Source organism: Citrobacter sp. Cu233, from assembly GCF_030332225.1.
GTDB lineage: Bacteria > Pseudomonadota > Gammaproteobacteria > Enterobacterales > Enterobacteriaceae > Citrobacter.
This window is the reverse complement of the sequence record NZ_JAOWIF010000042.1, coordinates 285336-300763: the sequence shown is the minus strand read 5'-3', so window position 1 is coordinate 300763 and position 15428 is coordinate 285336. Positions and strand designations below refer to the sequence as shown.

11 protein-coding genes and 1 pseudogene are annotated in these 15428 nt (G+C 50.1%); 4 read left to right on the top strand and 8 right to left on the bottom strand.

Translation table 11 applies throughout. The features are described from left to right. Position 1: 1 nt before the first annotated feature. The 4 genes and pseudogenes from lspA to OGX95_RS19960 form a co-directional block, all read right to left on the bottom strand. Positions 2–499: a signal peptidase II gene (gene lspA, locus OGX95_RS19975; RefSeq protein ID WP_045439619.1), complete on the bottom strand. Its 498-nt coding sequence runs from the start codon at positions 497–499 to the stop codon at positions 2–4. Beyond that, entirely contained in the window at positions 499–3315 is a 2817-nt protein-coding gene (ileS, locus tag OGX95_RS19970; RefSeq protein WP_286630708.1) for an isoleucine--tRNA ligase, read from the bottom strand. Before ileS ends, lspA begins: the two co-directional genes overlap by 1 nt. 37 nt (positions 3316–3352) lie before the next feature. Beyond that, positions 3353–4291, bottom strand: a complete 939-nt coding sequence (ribF, locus tag OGX95_RS19965; RefSeq protein ID WP_286630707.1) for a bifunctional riboflavin kinase/FAD synthetase — start codon at positions 4289–4291, stop codon at positions 3353–3355. 7 nt (positions 4292–4298) lie between these two features. Then, positions 4299–4514: pseudogene (locus tag OGX95_RS19960) on the bottom strand (DUF2575 domain-containing protein). A 105-nt stretch (positions 4515–4619) separates the two neighbouring features. Here OGX95_RS19960 and rpsT point away from each other — a divergent pair. Beyond that, the gene (rpsT, locus tag OGX95_RS19955; RefSeq protein WP_003018940.1) at positions 4620–4883 is read left to right on the top strand and encodes a 30S ribosomal protein S20; all 264 of its coding nucleotides are present in this window, start codon (positions 4620–4622) and stop codon (positions 4881–4883) included. Positions 4884–4942: 59 nt separating this feature from the next. Here the strand turns inward: rpsT and nhaR are convergent, their stop codons facing one another. Together nhaR and nhaA are read right to left on the bottom strand one after the other, a co-directional pair. After that, positions 4943–5842 carry a transcriptional activator NhaR gene (gene nhaR / locus OGX95_RS19950; RefSeq protein WP_137383775.1) on the bottom strand — a complete coding sequence of 300 codons (900 nt, stop codon included), beginning with the start codon at positions 5840–5842 and terminating at the stop codon, positions 4943–4945. Between the two features lie 38 nt (positions 5843–5880). Then, entirely contained in the window at positions 5881–7047 is a 1167-nt protein-coding gene (gene nhaA, locus OGX95_RS19945) for a Na+/H+ antiporter NhaA (protein ID WP_286630706.1), read from the bottom strand. A gap of 249 nt (positions 7048–7296) precedes the next feature. Here nhaA and OGX95_RS19940 point away from each other — a divergent pair, with 249 nt between their 5' ends. Then, positions 7297–10626 (top strand): DEAD/DEAH box helicase, encoded by a 3330-nt coding sequence (locus OGX95_RS19940; protein ID WP_286630705.1) that lies wholly within the window; start codon positions 7297–7299, stop codon positions 10624–10626. A 68-nt stretch (positions 10627–10694) separates the two neighbouring features. Here the strand turns inward: OGX95_RS19940 and dnaJ are convergent, their stop codons facing one another. Together dnaJ and dnaK are read right to left on the bottom strand one after the other, a co-directional pair. After that, complete coding sequence (dnaJ, locus tag OGX95_RS19935) at positions 10695–11828, bottom strand: molecular chaperone DnaJ (protein ID WP_271457035.1); 1134 nt, start codon at positions 11826–11828, stop codon at positions 10695–10697. A gap of 85 nt (positions 11829–11913) precedes the next feature. Continuing rightward, on the bottom strand, positions 11914–13836 hold the full coding sequence (gene dnaK, locus OGX95_RS19930; RefSeq protein ID WP_286630704.1) for a molecular chaperone DnaK: 1923 nt from the start codon (positions 13834–13836) through the stop codon (positions 11914–11916). Positions 13837–14219: 383 nt separating this feature from the next. Between dnaK and OGX95_RS19925 the strand changes: the two genes are divergently transcribed. Further along, complete coding sequence (locus OGX95_RS19925) at positions 14220–14624, top strand: DUF2541 family protein (protein ID WP_286630703.1); 405 nt, start codon at positions 14220–14222, stop codon at positions 14622–14624. A 26-nt stretch (positions 14625–14650) separates the two neighbouring features. Further along, positions 14651–15364, top strand: a complete 714-nt coding sequence (gene msyB, locus OGX95_RS19920) for an acidic protein MsyB (protein WP_286630702.1) — start codon at positions 14651–14653, stop codon at positions 15362–15364. Positions 15365–15428: the final 64 nt, after the last annotated feature.

The following is a 15428-nucleotide window of genomic DNA, read 5'->3' as shown; positions in this document are numbered from 1 at the left end:
TTTATGCGGCTTTTTTCTCTTTCGACGGTAAGAAGCCTTCAAGAACAATCAACGCCGCGCCGATACAAATCGCCGTATCGGCCAGGTTGAAGGTCGCGAAATGCCAGTCACCGACGTAAAAGTCAATCATATCAACCACGAAGCCGTGCCATAGTCGGTCAAACAGGTTGCCCAATGCACCGCCAATGATTAACGCATACGCGATATTATTCAGCTTCTGCGTCGCCTTCGAGCGATACATCATCACCGCCAGAATGACGCAGATACCGATGGCGATACCAGCAAAGAACCAACGTTGCCAGCCACCGCTATCGGCTAAGAAGCTAAACGCCGCGCCATAGTTTCGCGCGTAGTGCAGATTAAGCGACGGGAACAGCGATACCGTATCCCCCAGAGCAAAATTCTGGAGGATCAGGTACTTGCTGCCTAAATCGATAATCAGCACGACTACCACCAGCCACAGCCAGCGTAGCCCTGTTGAACAAAGAGGCTTACTCATCAGGCAAACTTACGTTGTTCGCCATCACCGGCGATGTTGCTGACACAGCGTCCGCAGATATCTGCATGTTCCGCCACCTGGCCGACGTCAGTGGTGTAATGCCAGCAGCGCGGGCACTTCTCACCTTCGGCTTTACTCAGTACGATCTTCAGCCCTTTAAGCAATTCGCTCTGCTGAGCATCAGCAGGTGCTGATGCATAATTCGCAACAGTCGCACCGGAGGTCAACAGGACAAAGCGTAATTCTTCGCCTAGTGCGGTCAATTTCGCCGCCAGTTCAGGTTCAGCATACAGAGTCACTGCCGCTTCCAGAGAACCGCCGACTTTCTTATCTGCACGAGCCTGCTCGATAACCTTGTTCACTTCGCCACGTACTTTCAGCAGCTCGTCCCAGAATGCGTCGTTCATGGCTTCGGCTTCGCCTAAGCCAAACAGGCCATCGTACCATTCACCAGTGAAGACGTATTTCTCACGATCGCCCGGCAGGTAACCCCAGATTTCATCTGCGGTGAAGGACATGATCGGTGCCATCCAACGCACCAGCGCTTCCGCAATATGGAACAGTGCAGTCTGGCAGCTACGACGCGCCACACTATCCGCTTTCGCGGTGTACTGGCGATCTTTGATGATATCAAGGTAGAACGACCCCATTTCTACGGAGCAGAAGCGCATCAGGCGCTGTACCACTTCGTGGAAGTCATAGGCTTCGTAAGCTTTCAGGATCTCTTCCTGAGCCGCTTGCGCACAGCCTACAGCCCACCTGTCCAGTACCACCATATCTTCCGGTTTCACCATGTCTTTAACCGGATCGAACCCGTTCAGGTTCGCCAGCAGGAAGCGCGCGGTGTTACGGATACGACGATAGCTGTCAGCGGCACGTTTCAGAATTTCATCGGAAACCGCCATTTCACCGGTATAGTCGGTCGATGCCACCCACAGGCGCAGAATATCCGCGCCCAGTTTGTTCATCACATCCTGCGGAGAAACGGTGTTACCGATAGATTTGGACATCTTGCGGCCCTGACCATCGACGGTGAAACCATGGGTCAGTACCTGGCGGTAAGGCGCTTTGCCTTTCATGGCGGTGGAGATCATCAAAGAAGACATGAACCAACCACGGTGCTGGTCAGAGCCTTCCAGATACATATCTGCCGCATGCCCTGCAAACTCAGGACGCACGTCGACGACAGATGAATGGGTTGAACCGGAGTCAAACCACACGTCCAGCGTATCCGGTACTTTGACGTACTGATCGGCTTCATCGCCGAGGATATCTTTCGGGTCGAGATCCCACCACGCCTGGATACCGTCAACTTCAACGCGTTTGGCCACTTCTTCCATCAGTTCGATAGCGCGCGGGTGCAGTTCTTCTGTGTCTTTGTGGACAAACAGAGACATCGGCACGCCCCACGTACGCTGACGGGAGATACACCAGTCGGGACGGTTAGCAACCATCGATTCAATACGCGCCTGGCCCCAGTCAGGGATCCACTGTACGCCTTTGATCTCTTTAAGCGACTGCGCACGCAAGCCTTTCTGATCCATGCTGACGAACCACTGCGGAGTCGCACGGAAGATGATCGGAGACTTGTGACGCCAGCAGCATGGATAGCTGTGCTGCATCTTCTCAACGTGCAGCAGTGCGCCTTTTTCTGTCAGCAGCGCAACGATTTTATCGTTCGCTTTAAAGACGTTCACACCGTCGAGCTCCGGGTAAGTGCCCGCCAGGTATGCGCCGTCCGGGCCAACCGGGTTAGCGATTTCCAGACCGTATTTCTGGCTGATGACGTAGTCATCCGGGCCGTGGCCGCCGGCGGTATGCACCGCACCGGTACCCGCATCAAGCGTCACGTGATCGCCAAGGATAGCCGGCACGTCAAAGCCCATAAACGGATGGGTAAAGCGCAGCAGTTCCAGCTCAGCGCCTTTTACGGTGCCAAGGATAGTGTATTCAGCCACGCCAATACGTTGCATTACGCTTTCAACCAGATCTTTTGCCAGAATTACCGCCTGGCCGTCCATCTGTACCAGCGCATAGTCAAAGTCAGGGGCCAGAGAGATCGCACGGTTAGCCGGTAACGTCCACGGGGTGGTGGTCCAGATAACCAGAGAGATCGGGCCGTTGACATCAGAAACGCCAAATTTTGCTTTTACTGCGTCCGGGTCGGCCGCATGGAACGCAACGTCGATAGATGGAGACGTTTTGTCATAATACTCAACTTCCGCTTCCGCCAGCGCAGAACGACAGTCAACGCACCAGTGCACGGGTTTCGCGCCTTTATGCAGGTGGCCGTTACCGATGATTTTGCCCAACGCACGAATGATGTTGGCTTCAGTTTTGAAGTCCATGGTCAGATACGGATGCGACCAGTCGCCCAGCACGCCAAGACGAATAAAGTCTTTACGCTGACCGTCAACCTGCGTTGCAGCATATTCGCGGCACTTAGCACGGAACTCCGCAGCGGTGAACTTCTCACCGGGTTTACCGTATTCCTGCTCTACTTTCAGCTCGATAGGCAGACCGTGGCAGTCCCAGCCCGGAACGTAAGGCGAGTCATAACCCGTGAGTCCTTTGGACTTCACGATAATGTCTTTCAGAATCTTGTTAACCGAGTGACCAATATGAATGCTGCCATTCGCATAAGGAGGGCCATCATGCAGAATGAAGGTTTTTTTGCCTTTTTTGGCCGCACGAATGATGCCGTACAGGTCATCATCAGTCCAACGCGCCAGCATTCCCGGTTCACGCTTGGCGAGATCGCCGCGCATCGGGAACCCTGTTTCCGGCAAATTCAGGGTTGATTTATAGTCACTCATCAGATTCTCGGTTCCGTATTTAAAACTCGTATAGGCATTAAGCCGGTTTTGTTAGCCCAAAAAAATCGCGGGCAGTCAACTCATCACGCGCAATCTGCGCTTTTAGTTCATCCAGCGAAGCAAATCGCTGTTCGTTGCGTATCTTTTTACGCAGTACTACATCTATATGGCGACCGTAGAGGTCCATTGCAACATCCAGTAGATGCACTTCCAACTGCTGGCGCACACCGGCGACCGTCGGGCGGGTACCAATGTTAGCGACGCCGGGAAAAGACTTTTCCCCCAATCCCATCACTTCAACCGCATATACCCCTTTCACTGGGGAAACCTGGCGACGCAGCGGTAAATTTGCCGTCGGGAAACCGATAGTTCGTCCCAGTTCATCGCCGTGTACGACGCGTCCTGAAATGGTAAAAGGGTGTCCAAGCAAACTTTCGGCCAGTTGCAGGTTATCGTCAGCCAGCGCCTGACGCACCGCGGTGCTACTGATCCGCACACCACCTTCACAGAAGGTTTGGGTACTGGTGATATCAAAACCATACTCAGCGCCGGCTTCCTGTAATAACAAGAAATCGCCCGCGCGGCTAGCGCCAAAGCGGAAATCATCGCCAACAGCAAGAAATTGTACACCAAGGCGCTTCACCAGCAGGTCGCTGATAAAGGTCTGTGCCGTTAATGCGGCGAAACGCCTGTCAAAACGCACGCATAGCACGTAATCCACGCCGCACTCCGCCAGATAACGCAGTTTTTCCCGCAGGCGGGTAAGTCGCGCAGGTGACTTATCCGTCGCAAACAGTTCCAGCGGCTGTGGCTCGAAAATCATCACCATCACTGGCAGACCGCGTTTGCGCCCTTCTTCCTGCAAGCCCTGCAACAAGGCACGGTGGCCACGGTGCACGCCGTCGAAATTACCAATAGTCAGCACACACCCATGCGGGGCCTGACTGAGATTATGTATGCCTCGTATCAGCTTCATGTCTGGCTCAAAACAGTGAAAATCGTGAAAGTATACCCTGTACAGCGGTCAAGGTTAACCGGCGATTGTTTCCTCGAAACAGAAAGAAGATTGTTTTCATTGTTATGAAACAAATTGATGCCCTTCACAGGTAAACCAATTCAATTTTTCTCGTCGAAAAGCTGTATTCACAGCACGCAAGCTGGTAGAATCCTGCGCCATCACTACGCAACGAGTGCTGCAATTTAAACGGCGCTTATTTGCACAAATCCATTGACAAAAGAAGGCTAAAAGGGCATATTCCTCGGCCTTTGAATTGTCCATATAGAACACATTTGGGAGTTGGACCTTGGCTAATATCAAATCAGCTAAGAAGCGTGCCGTTCAGTCTGAAAAGGCCCGCAAGCACAACGCTAGCCGTCGCTCTATGATGCGTACTTTCATCAAGAAAGTATACGCAGCTATCGAAGCTGGCGACAAAGCTACTGCACTGAAAGCATTTAACGAAATGCAACCAATCGTGGACCGTCAGGCTGCTAAAGGTCTGATCCACAAAAACAAAGCTGCACGTCATAAAGCAAACCTGACTGCACAGATCAACAAACTGGCTTAATCGCCTGCTTGTTGTCGCTTTGTGAAAAAACCCGCGCAAGCGGGTTTTTTTATGTCTGCTTATTTGCTTACTGGCGTAAAAAGCGCGGAATAGTCCGCATTACAAATACGCTGCACCGCCGGGTGCTGGATCATTCTCTCCGCAAAAATGGCATGGTATTCCTCCATCACATTCTCCACACGTCCAATCTCCACAATCGAATCATCGGCATAGAAATTGTTCGAATAGAGCGTTGGTGCAACGAAAATGGCATTGTGCGTGGCACCGAAGGCTTTCATCAATGCGGCATCATCAAACTCCCCGAGGATTTCAACATTCAGTCCCTGAGAATTAATCCAGTTCAGCAGCTTACGCCCCAGCATTGAACGACGGCCTGGAATCAGCAATCGCCGCTCTTCAAGACAGGCCGGAAATGGCTTCTCAGGCAATGGGTTCGTGCACCAAAAACTGACACAGCACTCGCCTATTTTCACCGAGAACAGACCTTCCTGCTGCGTCGAATCAATCGGACAATCTGAGATAATCATATCCAGTTTGTGCTGACTGAGCTGTTCCAGCAGCATCTCGTGCGTAGATTCAAAGCAGCGCAGATGGATTTGTTCATCTTCAACCACAGCGGCATCCAACACACTGCTGACCAGCTGTTTAGACAACGCATCCGCCACACCGACATCGAACAATAAATTAGACTCTTTGCGATAGTTCACGATATCCAGCATCTCCTGGCTTAACGTGAACATTTTATCCGCATAGCGAAAGACTAATTCGCCCAGTTCACTGGGCTCCAGTCCGCGCCCCTTACGCTTGAACAATTTTCCCTGTAAGCGTTCCTCAAGCGCTTTAATCTGCCCGGTAATGGTCTGTGGCGTCAGATAAAGCGCTTCCGCTGCACCAACCACCGAACCTTCCTTATATACATGCCAGAAGTAATACAGGTGGTTGTAATTGATATGAGACATACTCTCTCCCTGAAAATTGTCACAAAAGTGTCAGCCGATCAGGCTGACACGTTCAATCGAGTGCGTAACCAGCAATAACCGATCACTGCCGACAATAAAGAACCGATCAGGATCCCCAGTTTTGCCCAGTTAATCATCTCAGGATCGACGTTCCCAAACGCCAGGCTGGCAATGAAAATTGACATGGTGAAACCAATGCCGCACAGAATGCCAACCGCCATGATCTGCTGGAAATTCGTGCCTTCGGGCAACTGCGCCACCTTGAGACGTAATGCGAGCCAGCAGAACAGGCTGATCCCCAGCGGCTTACCGATAAGCAGGCCGGCAATAATCCCCAGCGGCAGGATGGAGGTCAGCCCGTCCAGCGTAACGCCCTGCAGCGAAACACCTGCATTAGCAAAAGCGAACAGTGGCAGAATCAGGTAAGCCACCCACGGATGCAGGACGTGCTCCAGACGTTTCGCCGGTGAACGGCCATGCTTTTCCTTTAACGGAATGAAGAAACCAACAATTACCCCGGCCAGCGTCGCATGCACGCCTGACTTCAGCACTGCTGTCCACAACACCACGCCAACCAGGATATAAATACCGGTACGTCTGACACCGCACATATTCAACGCCGCCAAAATGACAATAGCGAACGCGGCAACTCCCAGCGAAAGCAGTGACAAGTCGCTGGTATAGAACAGCGCGATAATCACGATAGCGCCAAGATCGTCGATAATCGCCAGCGCCATCAGGAAGACTTTCAGTGCCAGCGGAACGCGACTACCCAGCAGCGCCAGCACGCCTAACGCAAAAGCGATGTCCGTTGCCGCCGGGATCGCCCACCCTTCACGGGTGATGGGATCGGCATAGTTGAACGCCAGGTACAGCAATGCCGGGACAATCATGCCTCCGATAGCAGCAATGATCGGGAACGCCGCCTGCCGCAGACTGGCCAGCGATCCCTGCATCAGTTCACGCTTCACTTCCAGACCGATCAGCAGGAAAAACACCGCCATTAAGGCGTCGTTGATCCACAGCAGCATATTTTTGTTGATCTCAAGCGCACCAACCCGCAGTTGAACCGGCGTCTCCAGAAAGTCGTGGTACCATCCACTGCTTATGCCGATATTGGCCATCAACATTGCTACTACCGCAGCGATAATCAGAATAATGCCTCCCGAGGCATCGCTACTAAAAAAACGATGTAGATGTTTCACTTTTATTCTCTCTATTGGGTGAATACTTCGTAATTACTATCTTACTCCGCACAATTCATCGTTAATATTAGATTATTCATGATGAAAAGATCGGTTTTTCCGAGCAGAAATCTCAGCAGTCATCAAGATGGTCTGCAGGGGCTATTCCCGCCAGAGAGAATGATATCCTCCACTCAGGCCTACTAAAATTCCTGGATCAGAGTATTCTCGTATTCATTGATATATTGGGATAATAATCAAAGAGCTAAGATGGACTCGACACCTCGCCCGCAAGAAATATTGAGAACCTGGCAACGTATAGAATTTTTTCAGCCTTATACGCTTGAAAGAAAAGATAAAAGCCTGCTTATTCCGCTAAAAAAACTCATTACATTAGGTAATGCTTCGCTTCCGTGGCATTCAGAGAAATTACGCCAGCAATATGACATTCCACTTAAGGCATCATTTATTGTTCACGTGGGGCTATTCGAGAAAAGTATCGTCAGCAATCTCAGTGAGGAGGTTCTTGGACCAAATGAGGATAATGACGACGAATGCGAACAGCGCCTGGATCAGGAAGGGACAACCTGTTTTGCTAAGATGCAGTTGAACGGAGAAGGGGTTCCCGCGAGAGATAAACTGTCGGTAAGTTCGCTACCCTGGGCGTTGGGCCATCTAAAAAAACGTCAATTCCACAAACTCGACTCATCAGTCTTCGCAGTTGATTGTAGGCATCTTTCCGATACCTTCAATGATTTTTGCGTTACGTTAGAGCCCGTCAGGGAAAAAGGCCCAGGCGTATTGCGCGCGAGCGATATTCTCACGCTGCTCGACACTCATTTAACATCATGGGCAGACTTTGCACCTGAATGGCAATATGCCGTACAAATTGACTGGTTTAATGGCAACAGCGAGAGCCAGGACACAGAACAAGAAGAAACTAGCGAAACGGAAGACCTCATAAGCGACAATGAAAAGGCACTAGTACTTCCCATCTTAAATAGCTTCTTTTTTGAGGATATTGAAGATGCAATGTCATCACTGGAAGACACTCGATGTCGAACACTCAATACTTACCTCACTCACCGAGTTCACAGAAACCCGGATCTCTATTCCCAGGAAGGACTAACAGCCATTATCGATAAGCTGCATCCGACCAAAATGCCTCTGGGACGTTGGCCTTCAGAGCCAGAGCACGCGATGTCATTAATGCAGCAGTTTGCAATTAATACGGCGGTAGAAGAGCTTGCCGAAGGTGGATTACTATCCGTAAATGGGCCTCCGGGAACGGGGAAAACGACGTTGCTGCGTGATTTAATTGCGCATAATGTCGTTGAACGAGCGAGAGTCCTTGCGGGCTTCAGCAATGTGGAAGATACGCTTACCCATGAAGGCTTTATCGTCCCGGAACTGACCGGTTTCGAAATGATTGTGGCCTCATCCAATAATGCAGCCGTAGAAAATATCTCTCACGAATTACCGCAAAAGAAATCGCTGGCCGAAGAATTTCGTTCTCTTGACTATTTGTCGCCGACCGCAAATCAAGTTGCAGCAAAATCCCTGCCCAAGTCTGCACATAAAAGAGATAAAGATGGAAAAGGAACTGAGCGTAATTACCATCTCTTTCGTCCTCTTGAGACAGAAAAACAGTGTTGGGGATTAATTTCATCAGCTCTTGGAAGAAAAGTAAATCGTACAAAATTCGCCCAGAGACTGCTGTTTGATGAGCATTTTTTACGCGATACATCAGTCGAAATGGCCAGACCGGACAACGAAAACTTTCTCAGCCTTTGGCGCTGGAAGTCTTGCCACAATAAACTCTCTTTCACCGCAGCAAAGCTGCATTTCATTCACTGCCTGAAAACAACAGAAGAACTGCAAAAACAGTTAGCAGAATTTGCCGAACTGCTGGCAAAAAAACCTGACTGTTCATCTGATGTTTTGTCTTCGGACATGGCAAAAGCGGCAGTGCGATGTGAAGAGCGGCTTAGCGCACTTAAGGAACTTGAAGCTGAGCGGGACGTAATTGAAAAACAGGTTCAGCATGCCAGGCAACAGCAAAAAATAGAGGAAGCCGATGCTCCAGGCCTGCTGACTCGTTTGCTCAATCGTAAAAAGGTACAGACTTACCAGACGTCATTACGTAACACACAACAGCATCTTTTAACGCTTAGCGCATCATTGATACAAAAAACACAGCACGTTGCTGAACTGCGTAAACAACTGAATGAGGCAGACGCCCAAAAACGCCGCTTACAGCAAGAAATAGACAGGATTGCCCAGCAGCACGAGGAAATAGAACAAAAATTGCAGGGCCTGAAGGATAAGTTTTCAGGAATAGCTCTACCTGATAGCCATAAATCCATCGATAATGCTGGCTTACAGCGCACTGCATTCTGGCAAAACGCTCAGATCAACCGCCAACGCTCACTGTTGTTTATAGCTGCGATGGATCTTCATCAAGCCTGGCTTTACGAGGCAATGGGGAGCGTTGATCGCTTTAGAGAAATGTTCCTTCTCCGCCTGAGGAACTTTTTAAATTCCCCTCATCTTGAGCCCAGGCCACTCCCCTGGTGGCAAACGTTATGCATGTTTGTCCCGGTACTCTCGACCACCTTTGCCTCAGTGGGACGTATGCTGCATGGAGTAAAAGGCGGCGAGCTTGGCTGGGTAATGATCGATGAAGCTGGTCAGGCATCACCTCAACAGGCCGTCGGCGCTATCTGGCGCGCCAGACGCGTACTCGTTGTGGGCGATCCGTTACAGATTGAGCCTGTATTCACCACCTCTCCATCACTGGTTAGGCACCTTTGTCAGGACCTCTTACACGAGCATGCTGAAAAGTGGAATCCAGAAAAGCTCTCAGTCCAACAGGTTGCCGATCGCGTCAATCATTGGGGCTGCAAATTAGAGATGATGAACAATAACATCTGGATTGGTATCCCTTTATGGGTACATCGCCGTTGTATCGAACCCATGTTCAGTATTGCTAATAAACTGGCATACAATAACCGGATGATTCACGGACTTGATACAGACAAAATCTGCAGTCGCCTCGTCAATGGCGAACTTGAAAACCACTGGTTGGTTTCAAGAGGGGGTTTGGGAGACAAGCAGTACCGAGATAGTCACGGTCAAAGCCTGATTACCCTGCTGGACCGTCTACTCGTGGAAAATATAGAACTGGGGTCTATTTACGTTATTACCCCATTCAAGGCTGTTAAATATGCGTTGTTGGAACTGATTGAACAAAGAGAGCTGGCCAGCTGGCAACAATACTCACCGCGACTAAAACATAAAGAAATTAAAGAGTGGCAAAAAAGCTGCGTTGGTACAGTCCATACATTTCAGGGGAAAGAAAACGACATCGTTATTTTTGTTCTCGGATGTGATGTACACAATCGCGGCGGCGCAGAATGGGCTTCGAGCAAACCTAATCTTCTGAATGTTGCCCTTACCCGGGCCAAAAAACACATTTTTGTTATTGGCGATCCTTTGGTATGGAAGACATTACCCGGATTTGAAAGTGTCGCACATACCTTACCGGAGAAAGCAGAGACAAATATCATTGTTGAACAGGTAAGCCTGGAGTGGCAGTGAGAGCCAAACCAAAAATAAAAGCCTGAGATTTTCCAATCTCAGGCTTTTTATCATATACGGCAGTTAAATTAGCGCGTCAAATCGTCAAAGAATTTCTTCACGCCATCGAAGAAACTTTTTGAACGCGGGCTGTTTTGTTCACCCGTTGGACCACCAAAGCTGTCCTGCAGATCTTTCAGCAGCTGTTTCTGCTTGTCGTTGAGGCCCACCGGGGTTTCAACAACCACACGACACAGCAGATCGCCCTGTGCACCACCGCGAACAGATTTAACGCCTTTACCACGCATACGGAACAGTTTGCCGGTCTGTGTTTCACCCGGAATTTTTAACTTCACGCGGCCGTCCAGCGTCGGGACTTCGATCTCACCGCCCAGGGCTGCCATCGCAAAGTTAATTGGCACTTCACAGTACAGGTTATTGCCTTCACGTTCGAAGATGGGGTGCTGTTTCACCTGCACCTGAACATACAAATCACCTGCCGGCGCGCCATGCTCACCCGCTTCACCTTCACCCGCTAAGCGGATGCGGTCACCGGTATCAACACCTGCCGGGATCTTAACGGACAGCGTTTTGCTTTTCTCTACGCGACCATGACCGTGGCATTTGTTGCACGGATCTTTGATCAGCGTACCACGGCCCTGACAGTGTGGACAGGTCTGCTGTACGGCGAAAAAGCCCTGACGCATCTGCACCTGACCAGAACCATGACAGGTTGGACAAGTCTGCGGCTGAGTGCCTGACTTCGCACCGCTACCGTGGCAAACGTCACACTCTTCCAGCGTAGGAATACGGATCTCTTTGGTGACGCCACGCACGGCTTCTTCCAGAGTGAGATCCATGTTGTAACGTAAATCAGCACCACGTGAGGCGCGCTGACGACCACGACCGCCGCCAAAAATATCGCCAAACACGTCACCAAAGATATCGCTGAAGTCAGCCCCGCCGCCAAAACCGCCGCCGCCGCCCATACCGCCTTGCTCAAATGCAGCATGGCCGTACTGATCGTAAGCCGCACGTTTTTGCGCATCAGTCAGGATCTCATAGGCTTCTTTGATCTCTTTGAATTTTGCTTCGGCCTCTTTATCACCCTGGTTGCGGTCCGGGTGAAATTTCATGGCCAGGCGCTTGTAGGCCTTTTTGATTTCACGCTCTTCCGCTGTTTTGGAAACGCCCAAAATCTCGTAATAGTCTTGCTTAGCCATCTCTTTTTATCTGCCCTTAACATGCATGAACGGGCGGAGAGGAAACCTCTTCGCCCGTGTCAGTAATTACCCAATCAAAGGGCGATTATTTTTTGTCTTTCACTTCTTCAAACTCAGCGTCGACAACGTCGTCATCTTTCGCGTTGTTTGCAGAAGCATCAGCGCCTGCTGCACCCGCTTGCTGCTGTGCGTGCTGCTGCTGAGCGATTTCCATCAGCTTCTGGGAAACCTGCGCCAGTGCCTGCATTTTCGCTTCGATATCCGCTTTGTCTTCGCCTTTCAGAGAAGCTTCCAGCGCGGTCAATGCAGACTCGATGGCAGTTTTGTCGTCAGCTGGCAGTTTATCGCCGGCTTCTTCAACCTGCTTACGCGTGCTGTGCAGCAGATGGTCGCCCTGGTTGCGAGTCTGAACCAGTTCTTCGAACTTACGGTCAGATTCCGCGTTCGCTTCTGCTTCGCGAACCATTTTCTGAATTTCTTCTTCGTTCAGACCAGAAGAAGCCTTGATGGTGATCTTCTGCTCTTTACCGCTGTTTTTATCTTTCGCGGAAACGTGCAGGATACCGTCGGCATCGATGTCGAAGGTCACTTCGATCTGCGGCATACCGCGCGGTGCCGGGCTGATACCATCCAGGTTAAACTGACCCAGATCTTTGTTATCAGCAGCACGTTTACGTTCACCCTGCAGCACGTGGATGGTTACCGCAGACTGGTTGTCTTCAGCGGTAGAGAACACCTGGCTGTGCTTGGTCGGAATAGTGGTGTTTTTCGCGATCAGTGCGGTCATCACACCGCCCATGGTTTCGATACCCAGAGACAGCGGGGTAACGTCCAGCAGCAGTACGTCTTTCACATCACCGGTCAATACACCACCCTGAACAGCAGCACCGATTGCCACAGCTTCGTCCGGGTTAACGTCTTTACGTGGTTCTTTACCGAAGAACTCAGCAACTTTCTTCTGAACCATTGGCATACGAGTCTGACCACCAACCAGGATTACATCCTGAACGTCAGAAACAGACAGACCAGCATCCTGCAGAGCAACTTTCAGCGGCTCGATAGAACGGTTCACCAGGTCTTCTACCAGGCTTTCCAGTTTCGCACGGGTCACTTTGATGTTCATGTGTTTCGGACCGGTCGCGTCTGCAGTAATGTACGGCAGGTTCACGTCGGTCTGCTGAGCGGAAGACAACTCAATCTTCGCTTTCTCAGCGGCTTCTTTCAGGCGCTGCATCGCCAGCGGATCATTACGCAGGTCAATGCCCTGATCTTTCTTAAATTCGTCAACCAGATAGTTGATCATACGGCTGTCGAAGTCTTCGCCACCCAGGTGGGTATCACCGTTGGTTGCCAGAACTTCGAAGGTTTTTTCGCCGTCAACTTCATCGATTTCGATAATAGAGATATCGAAAGTACCACCACCGAGGTCATAGACCGCGATAGTACGGTTGCCGACTTCTTTATCCAGACCGTAGGCCAGTGCTGCTGCGGTTGGTTCGTTAATGATACGTTTTACTTCCAGACCTGCAATACGGCCGGCGTCTTTGGTTGCCTGACGCTGAGCATCATTAAAGTATGCAGGAACGGTGATAACAGCTTCAGTTACCGGTTCACCCAGGTAATCTTCAGCGGTTTTTTTCATTTTTTTCAGCACTTCAGCAGAAATCTGCGGCGGTGCCATTTTCTGACCTTTTACATCAATCCATGCATCACCGTTGTCAGCACCGATGATTTTGTACGGCATGATAGCTTCATCACGCTGTACTTCTTCGTCCTGGAAGCGGCGGCCAATCAGGCGTTTAATCGCAAACAGGGTGTTTTGCGGGTTTGTCACTGCCTGACGTTTAGCCGGCTGACCAACCAGAGTTTCACCATCCTGGGTATAAGCAATGATAGAAGGCGTGGTGCGATCGCCCTCGGCGTTCTCCAGCACACGTGCAGTAGTGCCATCCATAATCGCTACACAAGAGTTGGTAGTACCCAGGTCGATACCAATAATTTTACCCATCTAAACGTCTCCACTAAAAATTCGGTCATCATGTGGTTGTGAATCTGTAATAAGGGCGAAACGTGCGGTTTCAACTACCCTGAATCGTTTTTTTTCAGACTCACCACTGCGGTTGTCTACAAGATGGGGTCGTAACCCACGTCATCAAGGGGGGCATGAAAATTTTTTTTAGCGTCGTGGCAATAAAATGAGGGAAAAACGGATGAAAAGTACAATTGCGAATAATCACCACCAAAAACCAATTCATAAAACCAATAATAAAAAATCCATTATTCACAAAAAAATTGTAATAAAAAGAAAAGATTACAAGAATGAATCGTTTTTCTGGCAGCGTTAAGATGACGGCAACGAACACATTTTTGAATCCGTCAAAGAGAAACACCATGAAAGCCACATTAACGCTTCCCGCCAGCCTGTTGGCGGGTCTTCTACTGAGCAGCGCCGCGCACGCTAACGATCATAAAGTTCTCGGTATGATTGCGATGCCCAGAAATGAAACCAACGATCTGGCACTAAAAATCCCCGTTTGTCGCGTAGTGAAGCGCATCCAGCTTACCGCTGACCGTGGCGATATTCACCTGAACGGCGCATCTGTTTATTTCAAAGCTGCACGCATGTCCAGTCAAAGCCTGAATGTCCCTTCATCTATTAAAGAGGGGCAGACCACCAATTGGATCAATATTAATAGCGACAACGACAACAAACGCTGTGTCTCCAAAATGACCTTCTCTGGTCAGTCGGTAAACTCGTCTGATATGGCGACGTTGAAAATCATTGGCGACGACTAATCCCTTCTGCATAAGTAGAGCTCAGCATGAATGTCACGTATTTGAATGACGACGATCTCGCTTTTCTCCAGCATTGTAGTGAGGAGCAACTCGCCGACATTACCCGCTTACTTACCCACAACGAAAAAGGGAAAGCCCGTCTGTCGAGCGTTCTGAGTCATAACGAATTGTTTAAATCGATGGAAGGGCACCCGGAACAGCACCGTCGCAACTGGCAATTAATCGCTGGCGAGCTTCAACATTACGGCGGTGACAGTATTGCCAACAAATTGCGCGGACACGGGAAATTATACCGGGCGATTTTGTTGGATGTCTCAAAGCGGCTAAAGCTCAAAGCTGATAAAGAGATGTCTACGTTCGAAATTGAACAATATCTGCTGGAACATTTTTTGCGAAATACCTGGCAAAAAATGGATGCTGAGCACAAACAAGAATTTCTGCAGGCGGTCGATGCCAAAGTCTCCGGGCTGGAAGAACTGTTGCCGCTATTAATGAAAGACCGCAATCTGGCGAAAGGAGTATCTCACCTGCTCTCCGGCCAGTTATCCCGGATTCTGCGTACGCACGCTGCTGTTAGCGTCATCGGACACGGACTTCTGCGCGGCGCAGGGCCTGGAGGCCCGGTGGGTGCAGCCTTAAACGGAGTAAAAGCCGTGAGTGGAAGTGCCTATCGGGTCACCATTCCGGCCGTGCTGCAAATCGCCTGCCTGCGCCGAATAATCAACATCTCACAAGCGTGATGCTCGTCACAGGGGAAAATAATTCATTTTCCCCTTATTAGATCATAGACAGTCCTCTCTCCCC

What these genes read in the sequence shown, in the direction of transcription:
- lspA (WP_045439619.1), bottom strand. Translation starts at nt 499, where the DNA reads ATGAGTAAGCCTCTTTGTTCAACAGGGCTACGCTGGCTGTGGCTGGTG.
- ribF (WP_286630707.1), bottom strand. Translation starts at nt 4,291, where the DNA reads ATGAAGCTGATACGAGGCATACATAATCTCAGTCAGGCCCCGCATGGG.
- dnaJ (WP_271457035.1), bottom strand. Translation starts at nt 11,828, where the DNA reads ATGGCTAAGCAAGACTATTACGAGATTTTGGGCGTTTCCAAAACAGCG.
- ileS (WP_286630708.1), bottom strand. Translation starts at nt 3,315, where the DNA reads ATGAGTGACTATAAATCAACCCTGAATTTGCCGGAAACAGGGTTCCCG.
- dnaK (WP_286630704.1), bottom strand. Translation starts at nt 13,836, where the DNA reads ATGGGTAAAATTATTGGTATCGACCTGGGTACTACCAACTCTTGTGTA.
- nhaR (WP_137383775.1), bottom strand. Translation starts at nt 5,842, where the DNA reads ATGTCTCATATCAATTACAACCACCTGTATTACTTCTGGCATGTATAT.
- OGX95_RS19925 (WP_286630703.1), top strand. Translation starts at nt 14,220, where the DNA reads ATGAAAGCCACATTAACGCTTCCCGCCAGCCTGTTGGCGGGTCTTCTA.
- msyB (WP_286630702.1), top strand. Translation starts at nt 14,651, where the DNA reads ATGAATGTCACGTATTTGAATGACGACGATCTCGCTTTTCTCCAGCAT.
- OGX95_RS19940 (WP_286630705.1), top strand. Translation starts at nt 7,297, where the DNA reads ATGGACTCGACACCTCGCCCGCAAGAAATATTGAGAACCTGGCAACGT.